The 16469-nt window shown below is 66.0% G+C and carries 14 protein-coding genes; 4 read left to right on the top strand and 10 right to left on the bottom strand.

Annotated features, from left to right (window positions below; translation table 11 throughout):
- Positions 1-60: 60 nt before the first annotated feature.
- From BHE01S_RS31690 to BHE01S_RS31680, 3 genes are all read right to left on the bottom strand, one after another.
- The gene (locus tag BHE01S_RS31690) at positions 61-1287 is read right to left on the bottom strand and encodes a benzoate/H(+) symporter BenE family transporter (RefSeq protein ID WP_042271098.1); all 1227 of its coding nucleotides are present in this window, start codon (positions 1285-1287) and stop codon (positions 61-63) included.
- A gap of 110 nt (positions 1288-1397) precedes the next feature.
- Positions 1398-2570: a vWA domain-containing protein gene (locus tag BHE01S_RS31685; protein WP_042271097.1), complete on the bottom strand. Its 1173-nt coding sequence runs from the start codon at positions 2568-2570 to the stop codon at positions 1398-1400.
- A gap of 34 nt (positions 2571-2604) precedes the next feature.
- The gene (locus BHE01S_RS31680; RefSeq protein WP_042271096.1) at positions 2605-3456 is read right to left on the bottom strand and encodes an AAA family ATPase; all 852 of its coding nucleotides are present in this window, start codon (positions 3454-3456) and stop codon (positions 2605-2607) included.
- Between the two features lie 420 nt (positions 3457-3876).
- On the opposite strand from BHE01S_RS31680, the gene BHE01S_RS31675 reads away from it, so the two are divergent.
- On the top strand, positions 3877-4242 hold the full coding sequence (locus BHE01S_RS31675) for a c-type cytochrome (protein ID WP_042271094.1): 366 nt from the start codon (positions 3877-3879) through the stop codon (positions 4240-4242).
- Between the two features lie 18 nt (positions 4243-4260).
- Complete coding sequence (locus BHE01S_RS31670) at positions 4261-4656, top strand: c-type cytochrome (RefSeq protein ID WP_042271092.1); 396 nt, start codon at positions 4261-4263, stop codon at positions 4654-4656.
- Positions 4657-4785: 129 nt separating this feature from the next.
- Here BHE01S_RS31670 and BHE01S_RS31665 read toward each other — a convergent pair whose 3' ends face one another.
- The 3 genes from BHE01S_RS31665 to rsxB all read right to left on the bottom strand — a co-directional run bounded on the left by BHE01S_RS31665 (position 4786) and on the right by rsxB (position 6830).
- Positions 4786-5220: a DUF1841 family protein gene (locus tag BHE01S_RS31665; RefSeq protein WP_028210468.1), complete on the bottom strand. Its 435-nt coding sequence runs from the start codon at positions 5218-5220 to the stop codon at positions 4786-4788.
- 93 nt (positions 5221-5313) lie between these two features.
- A complete protein-coding gene (gene nth / locus BHE01S_RS31660; protein ID WP_042271090.1) occupies positions 5314-5958 on the bottom strand; it encodes an endonuclease III in 645 nt (214 codons plus the stop codon).
- Positions 5959-5993: 35 nt separating this feature from the next.
- A complete protein-coding gene (gene rsxB, locus BHE01S_RS31655; RefSeq protein ID WP_042271088.1) occupies positions 5994-6830 on the bottom strand; it encodes an electron transport complex subunit RsxB in 837 nt (278 codons plus the stop codon).
- Positions 6831-7269: 439 nt separating this feature from the next.
- On the opposite strand from rsxB, the gene BHE01S_RS31650 reads away from it, so the two are divergent.
- On the top strand, positions 7270-7902 hold the full coding sequence (locus tag BHE01S_RS31650; RefSeq protein ID WP_042271086.1) for a TetR family transcriptional regulator: 633 nt from the start codon (positions 7270-7272) through the stop codon (positions 7900-7902).
- Positions 7903-8043: 141 nt separating this feature from the next.
- Here BHE01S_RS31650 and BHE01S_RS31645 read toward each other — a convergent pair whose 3' ends face one another.
- From BHE01S_RS31645 to BHE01S_RS37365, 3 genes are all read right to left on the bottom strand, one after another.
- Positions 8044-9351 (bottom strand): polyhydroxyalkanoate depolymerase, encoded by a 1308-nt coding sequence (locus tag BHE01S_RS31645; RefSeq protein ID WP_042271085.1) that lies wholly within the window; start codon positions 9349-9351, stop codon positions 8044-8046.
- Positions 9352-9657: 306 nt separating this feature from the next.
- Positions 9658-11532, bottom strand: coding sequence for a glycoside hydrolase family 15 protein (locus BHE01S_RS31640; RefSeq protein WP_042271215.1), 1875 nt, complete (start codon positions 11530-11532; stop codon positions 9658-9660).
- Between the two features lie 176 nt (positions 11533-11708).
- Positions 11709-11858 (bottom strand): DUF3096 domain-containing protein, encoded by a 150-nt coding sequence (locus tag BHE01S_RS37365; protein WP_081771773.1) that lies wholly within the window; start codon positions 11856-11858, stop codon positions 11709-11711.
- 251 nt (positions 11859-12109) lie between these two features.
- Here BHE01S_RS37365 and BHE01S_RS31635 point away from each other — a divergent pair, with 251 nt between their 5' ends.
- On the top strand, positions 12110-13423 hold the full coding sequence (locus BHE01S_RS31635; protein WP_042271082.1) for a lactonase family protein: 1314 nt from the start codon (positions 12110-12112) through the stop codon (positions 13421-13423).
- Positions 13424-13466: 43 nt separating this feature from the next.
- On the opposite strand, the gene BHE01S_RS31630 is transcribed toward BHE01S_RS31635, so the two are convergent.
- A partial coding sequence (locus BHE01S_RS31630; RefSeq protein WP_052406205.1) for a DNA translocase FtsK occupies positions 13467-16469 on the bottom strand: 3003 nt, incomplete at its 5' end.

Below are 16469 nucleotides of genomic sequence, written 5' to 3'. Positions count from 1 at the left end.
GAGCGCGCCGCACGCACCGTGCCAGCAGTGCTGGCAGGCGCAAGCGGCGGCTCAGGCGCCTCAGGCGCGCCGCGCGTTCAGCACGAACTGGGTGATCACGCCCGCCACGAGCCCCCAGAACGCCGCGCCGATCGAGAGCAGCGTGAGCCCCGATGCCGTGACCATGAAGGTGATGAGCGCGGCTTCGCGCTCCCTTGCGTTCTGCATGGCGTTGGTGAGGCCGCTCATGATCGAGCCGAACAGCGCGAGCGCCGCGATCGACACCACGAGCGCCTGCGGGAACGCCGCGAACAGCGCCGCGATGGTCGCGCCGAAGATCCCGGCGAGCAGATAGAAAATGCCGCACCACACGGCCGCCATATAGCGCTTCGTGCGGTCCTCATGGGCGTGTGGGCCGGTGCAGATCGCCGCCGTGATGGCCGCGAGATTCACGCCATGCGAGCCGAACGGCGCGAGCACGAGCGAGGCCAGGCCCGTGGTGGCGATGAGCGGCGAGGAGGGGGCGGCCGTGTGGTCGTAGCCGTCGGCGCGCAGCACGGCGATGCCGGGCACGTTCTGCGAGGCCATCGCCACGACGAAGAGCGGGATGCCGATGCTCACCACCGCCGTGAGCGAGAACGCCGGCATCGTGAACACGGGTTTGGCTACCGCCACGCGGAAGTGGCTGAAGTCGAGCAGCCCGAGCGCGGCGGCGGCGGCGACGCCGATCGCGAGCGTCGCGACGATCGCGTAGCGCGGCACGAAGCGCTTCACGATCAGATAGCCGGAGAACATCGTGAGCACGAGCGGCGTCTGCACCTGCGCGGCGTGGAAGATCTCGATGCCGATCTCGAACAGGATGCCCGCCAGCAGCGCCGCCGCGATACCCGCGGGAATGCGCTTCATGAGCGTGTCGAACCAGCCGGTGAGGCCCACCGCCGTGAGCAGCACGGCGCAGACGATATAGGCGCCGATCGCCTCGGCATAGGGCACGTGCGGCAGCGAGCTGATGAGGAGCGCCGCGCCCGGCGTGGACCACGCGACCACGATGGGCGCGCGAAACCACAGCGACAGGCCGATGGTCGTGAGCGCCATGCCAATGGAAAGTGCCCAGATCCACGAGGAAATCTGCGCGTCGGACAGATGCGCGGCCTGGCCGGCCTGGAACATCAGCACGAGCGAGCTGGTGTAGCCCGTCATCATCGCGACGAAGCCGGCCACGATCGTGGCGACCGAGGTATCGGCGAAGGGCCGCAGCGGTCCCGGCCTGAACGTCGCGGGCAGGTCAGGGGAGGAGGGGGCGGTCATGCGGGTGGACTCCAGACTATGCGTAGAGAGGAAGACGTCGGGCGGCGCGGCCTGTCGACACTCAGGCACGCGCCGCCTCGAAAAGCGGAAAAGGTCGGGGGCGCCGGTGCCTATTTGCTCAGCACGCGCATGGCCGTTTCGAGCCCGGCGACGGTGAGCGGGTACATGCGGTGGCCGAGAATCTCGCGGATGATCGACACCGACTGGCGATACTCCCATAGCCGCTCGGGCTCGGGGTTGAGCCAGGCGAAATGCGGGAACTGGTCGGCGAGGCGGCGCAGCCAGACGGCGCCCGCTTCGGGGTTGTTGTATTCGACCGAGCCGCCCGGCTGAAGCACCTCGTACGGGCTCATCGTGGCGTCGCCGACGAAAATGAGCTTGTAGTCGGGCGTGAACTTGTGCAGCAGGTCCCACGTGGGCGTGCGCTCGGCGTGGCGGCGGCGGTTGTTCTTCCACAGGTGGTCGTACACGCAGTTGTGGAAGTAATAGAACTCCAGATGCTTGAATTCGGCCTTGGCGGCCGAGAACAGCTCCTCGGTACGTTTGATGTGATCGTCCATCGAGCCGCCCACGTCGAGCAGCATCAGCACTTTCACGTTGTTGTGGCGCTCCGGCACCATCTTGAGGTCGAGCCAGCCCGCGTTCGCGGCGGTGCTGCGGATCGTGTCGCCGAGGTCGAGTTCTTGTGCCGCGCCTTCGCGCGCGAAGCGGCGCAGGCGGCGCAACGCGACCTTGATGTTGCGCGTGCCGATTTCGACCTGGTCGTCATAGTCGCGGTACGCGCGCGCGTCCCACACTTTCACGGCGCTGCGCTGGCCGCCTTCGCCGCCCATGCGGATGCCCTCGGGGTTATAGCCGCCGTGGCCGAAGGGCGACGTGCCGCCCGTGCCGATCCACTTGCTGCCGCCCTCGTGGCGCTCCTTTTGTTCCTCGAACAGTTCTTTGAGGCGCTCCATGAGCTTGTCGAGGCCGCCCATCGCTTCGATCTGCGCGCGCTGTTCGGGCGTGAAGTCGCGCTCCAGCCGCTTCTTGAGCCAGTCTTCGGGAATCTCGAAGGCCAGTTCCGACTGCTTCTCGATGCCGCGAAAATACGCGCCGAACGCCTGATCGAAGCGGTCGAAGTACTGCTCGTCCTTCACGAGCGTCATGCGCGCGAGGTAGTAGAAGTCGTCGAGCGAGGGCGCGATCACGCGTGCCTTCAGCGCTTCGACGAGCGTGAGGTACTCCTTCACGGAAACCGGCAGCTTCGCGTCGCGCAGCGTGTAGAAGAAGTCGATCAGCATGCGGTGTCTCCGGCTTTCGCGCGCGGTGTCCTTGTCAACGGTTGTGACGGTTCATGTAGATGAGGCGCTCGAACAGCGTCATGTCCTGCTCGTTCTTGAGCAGCGCGCCGGCGAGCGGCGGCACGGACTTCGAGCCGTCGGCCGCGCGCAGCGCCGCGGGCGGAATTTCTTCGGCGAGCAGGAGCTTGAGCCAGTCGAGCAGCTCCGACGTAGACGGCTTTTTCTTCAGGCCCGCGACGTTGCGCAGCTCGAAGAAGCTTTCCATGGCCGCGTTGAGCAGTTCCTTGCGGATGCCCGGATAGTGCACCTCGACGATGCGCTGCATCGTCGCCGGATCGGGAAAGCTGATGTAGTGGAAGAAGCAGCGCCGCAGGAAGGCGTCGGGCAGCTCCTTCTCGTTGTTCGACGTGATGATGACGAGCGGACGCTGTTTCGCCTTGACGAGCTGGCGCGTCTCGTAGACGTAGAACTCCATGCGGTCGAGTTCGCGCAACAGGTCGTTCGGAAATTCGATGTCGGCCTTGTCGATTTCGTCGATCAGCAGCACGCTTTGCTGCTCCGACTCGAACGCCTGCCACAGCACGCCTTTCACGATGTAGTTGGCGATGTCCTTCACGCGTTCGTCGCCGAGCTGCGAGTCGCGCAGGCGCGATACCGCGTCGTACTCGTAGAGCCCTTGCTGCGCCTTCGTGGTGGACTTGATGTGCCACTGCATGAGCGGCATACCCAGCGCCGCGGCCACTTCTTCGGCCAGCATGGTCTTGCCCGTGCCGGGCTCGCCCTTGATGAGCAGGGGGCGCTTGAGCGTGATCGCGGCATTGACCGCGAGCTTCAGGTCGTCGGTGGCGACGTATTGCGATGAGCCTTCGAAACGCGTGGCGCGCATGGTGAATCCGCTCGCTGGGGAAAAAAATCCCAGTATAAGTCAGATGGGGTGTTGCGTCGGCGCGCCACCGCGTATCGTTGGGTCCGCTCTTTAGGGACGGCGTGCAGGCGCTGCCGGACGCCTCGCGACGGCGCGCGGCGAGTCCGTTGCGCGTGCCAGGGTTCCTCCGGGTTGTCTGCGGGCGAGCCCGCACGCGAGGGCGCTGGGTGGCCGCCGCGGGCCCGCGGCGGGACTTCGCCTCGCGCTCCGAGGCCCGCCAGGCGTGGCGCGGCCGGTGGACGTGCGGCGCGGCGTCGCGGTATACTCGGACCGATTTTTTTCGGCCTGCACGGCGACCCCAAAAGTAAAACAGCAGTAATGCGGCGCAGGCCGTGGCCTGCGGTTCGGGCGTTCGAATCCCCTCAAGCCAGGTTGGATGCTATGAAAAAAATTGTCGGCAAGCACGTCGTCACGGGCGCAATCACCATGCTGGCGTGCTTCGCGGTCACGGCTCACGCGGACATCGTGGGCAACGCGAAGGCGGGTCAGGACAAGGTGGCGATGTGTATCGGCTGTCATGGTATTCCCGACTACCGCACCGCCTACCCCGAGGTCTATCACGTGCCCATTCTGGGCGGCCAGAACGCGCAGTACATCATGAACGCGTTGCTCGCCTACAAGAAGGGCGAGCGGCATTTCGAGACGATGCACGCGATCGCGTCCTCGCTGACCGAACAGGACATCGCCGACATCGCGGCCTACTATGCGTCGCAAACGGCCGCGTCGAAAGACAATCCGAATAAATAACCGGCAGGTGGAGAATCCATGAACAAGCCCTACACGGCTGTGCCTTCGTTTGCCGGTGCAACCATCAAGCTCGCGCTCGCCGGGGCCGCACTGGCCGCCGCGCTCGCGCTCGATCCCGCGTACGCGGCCGACGCCTCCAACGGCAAGGTTCTCGCCGAAAGCCACAACTGCGCGGCCTGTCATGGCCCGGGCCTGAACAAGCCCGTGAGCCCCGAATATCCGAAGCTCGCCGGCCAGCACGCCGATTACATCTACTGGGCGCTGCGCCAGTACCAGATGGGCACGAGCAATCCGCACCTCGGCCGCAACAATCCGATCATGCAGGCGCAGGTGCAGAGCCTTTCGCAGAGCGACATGAAGGATCTCGCCGCGTACATCGAGTCGCTCAGCGGCGACCTCGTCAACAAGAAGTAAGCGTGAGCGCGGCGCGCGCCATGCGTGCCGCATCATGTCGGACACCCCGCGTGGGCCTCGCTTCCGGCGAGGCCCACGCGGGGCGTTTTTTTGCGGTTCGTTTTGCCTCGGTCGCGAAACGACTGCGATTCAGTCGCGTGAGGCGCGGCGCTCGATGCGCATGAGATAGGCGTCGGTGTCGGGCGGCGTGTTCGTGCGTTGTGCTTCCCAGATCGTTTCGCCCAGGCACTCCATGATCGCGTGCTGCGCGTCGTGCGTGGAGCCAAGCCGTGCCGCAAGCCGGTCGTGGGCCGCGCGGATGCCGGGCGGCTGGTCGATCGACAACTGCTCGCTGATCGCGAGATGCATCGACAGATGCAGGAACGGATTGCTCTGGCCGCGCTCGGGCGAGTAGTCCTGCGCGGCGGCCGCATCGGCGTCGGCGAGTTCGGCGTGATATTCGGGGTGCTCGACGATCCAGTCGGCGGCGATCGCCTCGAGCGGCGTGAGAATTTCGCCCGCGCGCTGCTTGCGCCAGGTCTCGGTGAAAAAGCGGCGGACTTCGTCGCGGCTGGGATTGAACATCTTGAGTCGGTCGTATCGGTGAGGCGCTAATTCGTGCGGTGTCGTGCTGCGACAGCTGTATCGATCATTCTACGTCCGGGCGCACGCGCTCGCTCAGAGCTCCGGCGGCGGCGTCTTCGGCTTGAACTCGCACAGCGGCTCGATCACGCAATGCCAGCATTCGGGCCGGCGCGCCTTGCACACATAGCGCCCGTGCAGGATGAGCCAGTGATGCGCGTCGTGGCGGAACTCGGCCGGCGTGAATTTTTCGAGCGCGGTTTCGACGGCGCGCACGTCCTTGCCGGGCGCGAGTCCCGTTCGGTTCGCAACCCGAAAGATATGCGTGTCGACGGCAATGGTCGGTTGGCCGAAGGCCGTGTTGAGCACGACGTTCGCGGTCTTGCGTCCAACGCCGGGCAGGGCTTCGAGCGCTTCGCGCGTGGGCGGCACCTCGCTGCCGTATTGCTCGACGAGAATCCGGCACGTCGCAATGACGTTCCTGGCCTTGGTGCGATAAAGGCCGATCGTCCTGATGTAATCGGCCACCCCTTCCTCGCCCAGTGCGAGCACCGCTTGCGGCGTGTTGGCGACCGGAAACATCCGGCGCATGGCCTTGTTCACCGAAACGTCGGTGGCCTGCGCGGAGAGCATCACGGCAATCAGGAGTTCGAACGGCGTGCTGAACTCCAGCTCGGTGGTGGGATGCGGGTTGAGGCTTTGCAGCGTTTCGTAGATGGCGCGGCGCTTGGTGGCGTTCATGCTCGTTGTGAGTGGGGCCGGGGCGTTGTGGAGCGCTATCGCGCGGATGTGTCGTCGTCGGGCGTTGGGTCCGATTTACCCGGCTCGATACCGATACGCTTGCGGCGCGCCTCGGCGGCATCGATCTGCGCCTGCACGTCGGCGCTCACGTGCTCGACGTTGCGCGGTCCCACACCCTGTTCGGCCATCTCCGCCTTCTTGCGGCGCGCACGTTCGAGCGCGGCCTGGATGATCGCTTTCTTCTTCGCTTCGGCGTCGTCGGCGGGTGCGCTTGCGGGCTGCGTGGCGGCGTCTTGCGGCGCCTGGGCTTGCGGCGCGCTCGTGGCGGCGCGGCGTGCCGCGGCGCGCGCCTCGGCGGCATGTCGTTCGGCGGCCTGGCGCGCGGCGCGCCGGTCATGCCGTACGCGGGCCTCGTCGGCCTGCTGCTGCGTCCATGCATCCCAGCCGGTCGCTTCACCCGTAACGGGAATCATTGCGATGCAGTCGACCGGGCAGGGCGCCACGCACAGGTCGCACCCCGTGCACTGATCCTTGACGATGGTGTGCATCTGCTTGGGCGCACCCACGATCGCATCGACGGGACATGCCTGCATGCACAGCGTGCAGCCGATGCACAGTTGTTCGTCGATGAACGCCACCGGACGCGGGCGCTCCACGCCGTTGACCGGGTTGATCGGGATGACGGGTTTGCCGAGCAGTGCCGCGAGGCGCCCGACGCCTTCCAGGCCGCCGGGCGGGCACTGGTTGTAGTTGGCGGTGCCGGCGGCGACGGCTTCGGCATAGGGCCGGCAGCCGTCATAGCCGCACTTCGTGCATTGGGTCTGGGGCAGCAGATCTTCAATGCGATCTGCGAGTGTTTTGGGATCGTTCACGTTCGCTACATCGGGGCGGGCGGTGGCGTGAGCCTGGGCGCGCAGGGTTTCGCACCTGGCCTGACGGGGCGCACACGCACAGCGCCAAAGCGTGCATTATCGCCGATTTCCCGCATTGCCATCGGCGGGCCATGTGCCATAATCAAAGCGCTTAATGCGAAGCACCGTGCAGTCCAGGGGAAATCAATAGACGTAAGCGGTACATGTCGGGCACGGCAGGCAACGTGCTTCGCACGCAGCAGACAGGGGGAAGAACGATGTCGGCTCGCAACGACATCTAACAAACAAGAAGGAACGCAAGACCGTAGGTCGGAGGGTGTCTGTCCATTAACCTGGCGCGCCCCGCACAACGTTGTCGATCCCAGGGCGAGGAGAGGCCCGGCGAAGTATTGCCCGACAACGTAAACCGGACAACGCGGCTTAACGAGATCCTGCCACCATGAATCAGCCAAAAATCAAAAGAGATCCTGAAGGCACCCGCCGCCGCATTCTGCTGGCCGCGGCCGAAGAATTCGCCAATGGCGGTCTGTTCGGCGCACGCGTCGACCAGATCGCGCGACGCGCGGAAACCAATGAGCGCATGCTCTATTACTACTTCGGAAGCAAGGAGCAGCTATTCACAGCAGTCCTCGAGCACGCATTCGGCGCGCTCAATGAAGCCGAGCGCGCGCTCGATCTCTCGGGGGTCGCACCTGTCGAGGCAATCACGCGGCTCGCGCATTTCGTGTGGGACTACTATCGCGACAATCCCGAACTGCTGCGGCTCGTGAACAACGAGAATCTGCACGAGGCGCGATATATGCAGAAGTCCACACGAATTCGCGAGATGATCTCGCCGATCGTGGCGACGCTCGGCTCGATTCTCACGCGCGGCGAATCTGCGGGTCTGTTCCGCCCGAGCGTCGATCCGTTGCGTCTCTATGTGACGCTTTCAGGCATGGGCTACTACATCGTATCGAACCGCTACACGCTCAATGCCACGCTCGGTCGCGACTTCAGCACGACTGCCGAACGCGCGGAAATCATTCAGCTGAACACGGAGATGCTGCTCGCGTATCTGATGCGCAAGTAGCGCACGCGTCGCACGCGGCGAATTCACCGGTTCGCGCCAGTTCGTTTCGCGCTCCACAAACGCGGCGCGCCGTCCTGGGACGGCGCGCGGATTGTGCTGCTGGCGGGAATTGCGTGCGCTCGAGCCAGGCGCAAGGCTTCGTCAGGCGACAGCGCCCTGTGCGGCGCGGCCGCGGGCAGACGTTGGCTTGCCGGTGTGGCCGGCGGCCTGCTCGTGCTGGCGGATGAAGTCGCGCAGTTGCGGGTAGATGATCGTGCGCCAGCGGCGGCCCGAGAAGATGCCGTAGTGGCCGCATTTCTCGGCAGTCAGATGATGCTTGTTCGCCTCGGGAATGCCCGCGCACAGGTCGTGCGCGGCGCGCGTCTGGCCCGCGCCCGAAATGTCGTCGAGCTCGCCTTCGATCGTGAAGAGCGCCGTGTCGCGAATGTCCTGCGGACGCACGCGTTCGCCGGCCACGTCCCACGTGCCTTCAGCGAGGCTGAACTCCTGGAACACGGTGCGGATGGTCTCGAGGTAATACTCGGCGGCCATGTCGAGTACCGCGTTGTATTCGTCATAGAACTGGCGATGGGCTTCGGCGTCCTCTTCGTCGCCGCGCAGCAGGCTCTTGTAGAAGTCCCAGTGCGCCGTGGTGTGACGGCCCGGATTCATCGCCACGAAACCCGCGTGCTGCAGGAAGCCCGGATACACCTCGCGTCCCTCGCCCGGATAGTTCGCCGGCACGCTATGGATCACGTTGTTCGCAAACCACTCGAGCGAATGTTCGGTGGCGAGCGAGTTGACTGCGGTGGGGCTGCGGCGCGCGTCGATCGGCCCGCCCATCATCGTCATCGTGAGCGGGGTGTCCTCGCCGCGGCTCGCCATTAGCGAGATGGCCGCGAGCACGGGCACCGTAGGCTGGCAAACCGACAGCACGTGCAGATTCTTCGCGCCGATATGGCGGATGAACTCCTGAATATACGCAACGTAGTCGTCGAGATGGAACGGACCGGCTTCGAGCGGCACCATGCGCGCGTCGACCCAGTCGGTGATGTACACCTTGTGGTCCTGCAGCAGCGTGCGCACCGTATCGCGCAGGAGCGTGGCGTGGTGGCCCGAGAGCGGCGCGCATACGAGCACGACAGGCTCGTCCTTGAGCGCGGCCACGGCGCCGGTGTCGTCTGCGTAGCGCTTGAAGCGCAGCAGGCGGCAAAACGGCTTCTCGATGATGGTCTGCTCGACGATCGGAATGTTGAAGCCGTCCTTCACGATCTGGCGAAGGTTGAATTCGGGCTTCTCGTAGTCCTTGCCAAGCCGATAGAGCAGCTCGTAGCCGGCGGCAAAGCGCGTGGCGCCCGGCACGAGTGAAAACGGGCTCGTCGGATTCGAGAACGATTTCGAGGCGGCCTGGGCCCAGGCGGTCAGCGGGCTGAGCAATGCGCGCTGGAATTCACGGATTTGATAGAGCATGAGCGCTCCGGCATCTTCAAGGAGCGGTTCGCACCCAGGTCGCGCGCGGTGAAGGCGCGGAGCAGATGCGGGCCGGCAAGGTTGGTCGGTCAGTCAGGTTGTTTATCGGCCGCCGCCCGGAGGGCTTTAGCGAGGGCAGACCCGCACGCATCTCGCAGCGGGTGGCTGCAAGGGCGCTGCAAGACGGTACACGCGTTTCGCCCCGTTGCCAGGCGGCTCGGGTGGCATTTTTCCGCCCGGCTGTTGTGCAACGCAGCATCCCTAGTGTACCCCACCTCGCGAAAACGTCCAGGCGCTTTCGAACATTTACGATGCGGATGCAACAGCTGGCTCGGCCGACGCGCCGCCGACCGCGGGATGTCCCGTCTCCTTCGCCATTTCCTGTTCGTGCCGCATGAGGTTCAGGCCCGTATGCACGAGCGCCACATGCGAGAACGCCTGGGGGAAGTTGCCGACCAGACGCCCCGCAATGGGGTCATATTCCTCGGCAAGCAATCCTACGTCGTTGGCGAGCGCGAGCAGGCGCTCGTACATGCGGCGTGCGTGGTCCATGCGGCCTTGCAGGGCCAGGTTGTCGACCATCCAGAAGCTGCACGCAAGGAAGGTGCCCTCGCCCGGCGGCAGACCATCGTTGAATTCGGTGGTGCGGTAGCGCATCACAAAACCTTCACACATGAGATCGCGCTCGATCGCCGCGACCGTACCCGCGATGCGCGCATCGGCGGCAGGCAGGAAGCCGACGAGCGGCATGAGCAGCAGGCTCGCGTCGAGATCGGTGCCGCCGTAGGTCTGCGTAAAGGAATTCAGATCCTTGTTGAAGCTGCGTTCGCAAATGGTCGCGTGGATCGTCGAGCGCAGTTCGCGCCAGTGATCGAGCGGCCCCGGCAGTTCGAACTTTTCCGCCGATTTGATCGCGCGGTCGAACGCGACCCACGCCATCACCTTCGAGAACGTGAAATGCTGGCGGCCGCCGCGCGTTTCCCAGATGCCCTCGTCGGGCTCGGTCCAGATCGTTTCCAGGTGTTCGAGCATCGTGCACTGGATCGACCATGCGGTGTCGTCGGCCTGCAAGCCGCCCACGCGCGCGAGGTGCAGCGCGTTCATCACTTCGCCGTACACGTCGAGCTGCAGTTGGCCGACCGCGTTGTTGCCCACGCGCACCGGTTTCGCGCCTTCGTAGCCGGGCAGCCAGTCGAGTTCGAATTCGGGCAGACGGCGCTCGCCGGCGAGCCCGTACATGATCTGCAACTGCGAGGGCGAGCCGGCCATCACGCGGCCGAGCCATGCGCGCCAGGCCCGCGCCTCGTCGTAGTAGCCGCCGCGCATCATCGCGAGCAGCGTGATGGTCGCGTCGCGCAGCCAGCAGTAGCGGTAGTCCCAGTTGCGCGTGCCGCCCAGCTGTTCGGGCAGCGACGTGGTGGGCGCCGCGACGATGCCGCCGGTGGGTTCGTAGGCGAGGGCCTTGAGCGTGATGAGCGAGCGGCGGATGGGTTCGGCCCAGCGGCCTTCCACCGTGCCGCGCGAGGCCCATTCGGTCCAGAAGTTTTCCGTGCGCGCAAGCGCGGTGAACGGGTCGCGCGGCGGCGGCAGACGCAAGTGCGAGGCCGCATACGAAAGCGAGAACGGCACGCGCTCGCCCGCCTTCACGTCGAACTGCGCCACCGTGTGCATGTTCTCGCCCTGGAGGTCCACAGGCGTGCGCAGCACGACCGTGTCCGGGCCTACGGTGGCCTTGATGCCGCTTTCATAGGTGAGGCGGCTCACCCACGGCACCGAAAAGCCATAGTCGAAGCGCAGCACGAGCTGGCTTTCCATGCGCACGGTGCCGCGCCGGCCCACCACGATGCGCACGAGTTCCGACCAGCCGTTGCCGGGCGGCATGAAGTCGATGAGCGTCACCGCGCCCTCGGGCGTTTCGAAGTCGGTTTCGAGGATCAGCGTGTCGCCGCGATAACGGCGCGTGGTCCTGATCTCGACGCGGTTCTGGTCGCCTTGGCCATCTTCGGGCTGCGCGGGGGCGATGAGCCAGCGGCCGTTTTCCTCCGTGCCGAGAAGGGCGGCGAAGCAGGCGCCGGAGTCGAAGCGCGGCCAGCAGAGCCAGTCGATGGATCCGGCGCGGGAAACGAGCGCGGCCGTGTGGCCGTCGCCGATCAATGCGTAGTCTTCAATGGGTGCGGGCATAGTAAGCAGATTGACAGCGTTGCTCGGAAACGAAAGCCGCTTGCCGCAGCGGCGCGGCATGCACGCACAAGAGTAGTGGCAGCGGGGCCGCCTGCGCAATGCGTTTTGCGCAGCAGCACGCGCAAATACTCATCTCGCCTGTGTCAACAAACGCTGTCGGGCGCGACCTGAGCGGGTCACAGATGCCCGCCCACGCCGAACAGCCCGATGACCCCGATGATGATCAGATACAGCGCGACGATGTAATTGAGCAGACGCGGCACGGCGAGAATCAGAATGCCTGCGATGAGCGCGACGAGCGGCCCGATGGCGACGTGAATGTTCATGACGGCTCCCTGGTTGCTGCGGGTTTCGAACCTTTGCGTTAATGCCTGTGTTGCGCTTTGCTGCAGCTTCGTTGCTTCGAGTTTGGCCTCGTCTCGTCGCTGCGCGCCTGCGGGGCGGGTGTTCGCGGCCTCTCTTATACTTGGGCCGGTGTCTCATGTATCAGACGAAAGCTGGACGAATACGGTCGGCATGGCGACGAGAGGCCGACCCGCTTCCGCTTCCCTGCATCGACAAGAAAAAAGAGGTCGACATGTTCCTTCGCCGTGCCGCCGCAAATGCCGTGCCCGCGCCCTTCCGCTCGTCTACCCGCTCGTCTGCCGATTCAGGCAGCCTCTCCCGTGCGCGCCGGAGCGCACGCGGACCCGCGCATCTGCTCACCCAGTTCATCAAAGGTGTTGTCATCATGGCTTCCGTCGCCGCGACGCATGCGTTCGCGCAATCCGCTTCCACGACCGCGCCTGCGGGTGGTGTCTACAACCTGATCGTCGGCACCTATACGGCGGGCGGCAAGAGCGAGGGCCTCTACGTCTACCGCTTCGATACGCAGACTGGCGAGATGCAGCCGGTCAGCGTGGCGAAGACGGTGAACCCGTCGTTTCTCGTGGTGAGCAAGGACAACCGCTTCGTCTATGCGGTGAACGAACTGCCGGGCGACAACGGCCCCGCAAGCCTGCGCGGCGACGTGAGCGCATTCGGCTTCGATGCCGCAAGTGGTCAGCTCACGTTTCTCAACAAGGTGTCGGCGCAGGGCAACGATCCTTGCTACCTGAGCCTCTCGCCGGATGGGCGCTATCTCTTCGTGGCGAACTACTCGGTGGCCGCCGACCCGGGCGGCAGCTTCGCCGTCCTGCCCGTGCTGCAGGACGGCAGGCTGGGCGAGTCCGTGCTCACCGTGCACCACGAGGGCGGCGGCCCCGTGAAGGGACGTCAGGACAACGCGCACGTTCACTCGACGGTGTTTTCGCCGGATGGACGCTACCTCTTCACCCAGGACCTCGGCACCGACAAGCTCTGGACGTATCGCTACACGCCGGACGGCAGCCGCGGCCTCGTGAGCCCGGCCGAGTGGCGGTATACCGATGTGAAGTCAGGCAGCGGTCCGCGTCACCTGATCTTCGGCAACGACGGGCGGCACGCGTATCTCACGAGCGAACTGGCGGCCACGGTGACGGTGTTTGCGTATCACGACGGCCATATGAAGCTCGAGCAAGTGGAGAAGCTCGCGCAGCCGGGCTTCAAGGGGACGCAGGGCGCGGCGGCCCTCCACCTGTCGCCGGACGGCAAGTTCCTCTACGTTTCCAATCGCGGCGACGCCAACGACATTTCGATCTTCGCCGTCGATGGCAATAGCGGCAGGCTCAAGCGCGTGGGGCGCCAGTCGAGCCTTGGCAAGTCGCCGCGCGAGTTCGCGATCGACCCGACCGGCCAGTGGCTCATCGTGGGCAACCAGAACAGCGATACCGCCTACGTGTTCCGCCGCGATCAGCAGACCGGTTTGCTCGAGCCGAACCCGAAGCGCGTCGACATCGGCTCGCCGGTCGATTTCAAATTCGTCGCGCAGTAACGTTTCGAGACGAGGAAAGCAGGCGCGCGGCGCGCCTTCGCCCTTACTCGCCCTGGCCGCCGCCGGGCACGAGCACTTCGCGGCTGCCGTTGATGCCCATCGGCGAAACGAGGCCCGCCGTTTCCATTTGTTCGACGAGACGCGCGGCGCGGTTGTAGCCGATGCGCAGTTGCCGCTGTACCGACGAGATCGACGCGCGCCGCGTGCGCACGACGAACGCGACTGCCTCGTCGTAGAGCGGGTCGGCTTCGGCGTCGGGCGAGTCGCCGAAGAGGTCCTGCGGCGCGCCTTCGGAAGCCGGGCCGTCGAGAATGCCTTCGACGTACTCGGGTTCGCCGAACTGCTTGAGGTATTCCACGACCGCGTGCACTTCCTCGTCGGCGACGAACGCGCCGTGCACGCGCTGCGGGTAGCCCGTGCCCGGGGGCAGGAACAGCATGTCGCCCTGCCCGAGCAGCGACTCGGCGCCCATCTGGTCGAGAATCGTGCGCGAGTCGATCTTCGACGACACCTGGAACGCCACGCGCGTCGGAATATTCGCCTTGATGAGGCCGGTGATGACGTCCACCGAAGGACGCTGGGTCGCGAGAATCAGGTGGATGCCGGCGGCGCGCGCCTTCTGTGCGAGACGCGCGATCAATTCTTCGATCTTCTTGCCCGCCACCATCATGAGGTCGGCGAGTTCGTCGATCACGACCACGATCATCGGCAGCGGCGAGAGCGGCTCGGGGGCTTCCGGCGTGAGCGAGAACGGGTTGCCGATCTTCTTTTCCTGAGCTTCGGCGTCGCGGATCTTCTGGTTGAAGCCCGCGAGATTGCGCACGCCCACCGCCGACATCAGCCGGTAGCGCTTCTCCATTTCGCCCACACACCAGTTGAGCGCGTTGGCGGCGAGCTTCATGTCGGTCACGACCGGCGCGAGCAGATGCGGAATGCCTTCGTACACGGAAAGCTCGAGCATCTTCGGGTCGATCATGATGAGCCGTACGTCCGCGGGCGTCGCCTTGTAGAGGAGCGAGAGGATCATCGCGTTGATGGCGACCGACTTGCCCGAACCGGTCGTGCCCGCCACGAGCATGTGCGGGGCCTTGGCGAGATCGGTGACGACCGGATGGCCGACGATGTCCTTGCCCATCGCGATCGTGAGCTTCGACTGCGAGCGATGGTACGGCGCCGATTCGAGAATCCCGGACAGGCGGATCATCTGGCGGCGGGCGTTCGGCAGTTCGAGGCCCATGCAGGTCTTGCCGGGGATCGTTTCGACCACGCGGATCGACGTGAGGCCGAGGCCGCGCGAGAGATCCTTCATGAGGCCGACGATCTGGCTGCCGCGCACGCCGAGCGCGGGTTCCACTTCGAAGCGCGTGATGACCGGGCCCGCCGAGGCGCCGACCACCGTCACGGGGACCTTGAACTCCTGGAGACGCTGCTCGATGAGCTGGCTCGTTTCGGCGAGCTTCTGCTCGGAGACGGGCTCGATCTCGGACGATGCGCGCTCGAGCAGATCGAGGCCAGGCAGTTCGACCGCTGATGCGCTGAGCGGCTCGAACGCGAAGGACGTGGGCGCGTGGCCGCGCACGGGAGCGCGCTGGACCGCGGGCTCGGGGGCTTCGACCGCTTCGACCGCTTCGACCGCTTCGACCGCTTCGACCGCTTCGATGGTTTCGGGTGCTTCGATGGTTCCGGTGGCTTCGATGGTTCCGGTGGCTTCGATGGTTTCGGATGCCGACTCGAAATCGGGGCTCGCGGCGCTGTGTTCGGTCGCGATGACGGGGTAGGGCGCCGCGGGGGCCGCAATCGGGGTGGGAGCCGACGTTGCGGGTTGCAGGAGAGTTGGCGAGAGCGTGACTTCGGCCGCCTCGTTCGCAACCCCATGCGCTCGATCCATCGACGCGGAGTATTCATCGACGCCGGCGGTCTCGCTGCGCGCGACGGGCGCGGCATGGGCAGGCGCCTCGCGCGAGGAGATTCCGAACGCGCTGCCGTACCTGCCGTATGCCGATTCGTCGCGGGTCGTCGTCGATGCCGGTTCGACCACTACGTCGGCGCGGCTGCCTGCTTCGAGCGGTTGTTCGCTAATGGGCGCTGCGTGCGGCGCAGGCGTTGCGGCGGCGTCGGGTTGTGCCTCGCGGGCGAACTGGGGCAAGTGCGCGATGATCGACGGAGCCGATGGGTCGAGCGGGTCGTGTGGTTCGTGCACCTCTTGCGACTCGGCGGCGTGCGTCCCGGCGGGGGTGGCAGCCGGCGGTTCGTCGTCGAGCAGGAGCCACGGCATGCCGTGATCCAGCGTTGACCAGGTCGAAGGCGTTGCGGCTTGGGCGGCAGCCGCTTGCACCGGCTCGGCATGCGCTGCCTCGCTTGGGGCGCCTTGCGTGGCTTCGTCCATGTGCGCAGGCATCGGTTGCCAGGCCGTCGGCGCAGGCGTGCAGCCAGCGCTGAGCGAATCCGGCTCGAACGATGCCGGGTTCTGAGCCGCGGCAGCGTCAAGGGCAGCGGACGTCGCGCCTGGCGTCGCGTCGTCGGGTTGCGGCGAGGCGTGTGGTTGCTCGAACGCTTGCGAACCCGGATTTGGCGAAACGTCGTCACCTTCCGGCTGCATGACCGGAGCGAACGCCGTTTCCGGGGATCCCGCCGCAGTTGTTTCCGGCGCCGCCGTCGTCGCGATGTCCGGCGATGCGCTCGGGAATTGCGCATGCGTTTGCGCCTCGCCCGCGAGTGCGCCCGCGTCGTCCAGGGTGCGGCGGGCGAGGCTCGCGCCGGCGAGCGTGGTCCAGCGCGCGGCGTTCTCTTCGATCGAGCGCAACGTTTCGAGCACGCTCGTCGAGAGCGGTGCTTCCGCCTGCGGTGTGCCGGCGGGCGCGGGGCGCGAGTAGGCGGGCGTCGCGGGCGGCGTTTGCGCCAGATGCGAGCTGAACGGCGCAGTGCGCGGCGCACTCATGGGCGGGCGAGGGTTCACGCGCGCGGGCTGTCCCTGCCAGACGTACGGTTTCGGCGGCTTCGCGACGCGCGGCGGCGCGGCGGCAGCGGCGCGCGCGGCGGTGCTGCC

Source organism: Paraburkholderia heleia NBRC 101817, assembly GCF_000739775.1.
GTDB classification, from domain to species: Bacteria; Pseudomonadota; Gammaproteobacteria; order Burkholderiales; family Burkholderiaceae; genus Paraburkholderia; species Paraburkholderia heleia.
This window is presented reverse-complemented; position numbering and strand designations above follow the sequence as displayed.

Coding starts and splice junctions, on each gene's coding strand:
- BHE01S_RS31690 (WP_042271098.1), bottom strand. CDS start 1,287: ATGACCGCCCCCTCCTCCCCTGACCTGCCCGCGACGTTCAGGCCGGGA.
- BHE01S_RS31685 (WP_042271097.1), bottom strand. CDS start 2,570: ATGCTGATCGACTTCTTCTACACGCTGCGCGACGCGAAGCTGCCGGTT.
- BHE01S_RS31680 (WP_042271096.1), bottom strand. CDS start 3,456: ATGCGCGCCACGCGTTTCGAAGGCTCATCGCAATACGTCGCCACCGAC.
- BHE01S_RS31675 (WP_042271094.1), top strand. CDS start 3,877: ATGAAAAAAATTGTCGGCAAGCACGTCGTCACGGGCGCAATCACCATG.
- BHE01S_RS31670 (WP_042271092.1), top strand. CDS start 4,261: ATGAACAAGCCCTACACGGCTGTGCCTTCGTTTGCCGGTGCAACCATC.
- BHE01S_RS31665 (WP_028210468.1), bottom strand. CDS start 5,220: ATGTTCAATCCCAGCCGCGACGAAGTCCGCCGCTTTTTCACCGAGACC.
- nth (WP_042271090.1), bottom strand. CDS start 5,958: ATGAACGCCACCAAGCGCCGCGCCATCTACGAAACGCTGCAAAGCCTC.
- BHE01S_RS31650 (WP_042271086.1), top strand. CDS start 7,270: ATGAATCAGCCAAAAATCAAAAGAGATCCTGAAGGCACCCGCCGCCGC.
- BHE01S_RS31645 (WP_042271085.1), bottom strand. CDS start 9,351: ATGCTCTATCAAATCCGTGAATTCCAGCGCGCATTGCTCAGCCCGCTG.
- BHE01S_RS31640 (WP_042271215.1), bottom strand. CDS start 11,532: ATGCCCGCACCCATTGAAGACTACGCATTGATCGGCGACGGCCACACG.
- BHE01S_RS37365 (WP_081771773.1), bottom strand. CDS start 11,858: ATGAACATTCACGTCGCCATCGGGCCGCTCGTCGCGCTCATCGCAGGC.
- BHE01S_RS31635 (WP_042271082.1), top strand. CDS start 12,110: ATGTTCCTTCGCCGTGCCGCCGCAAATGCCGTGCCCGCGCCCTTCCGC.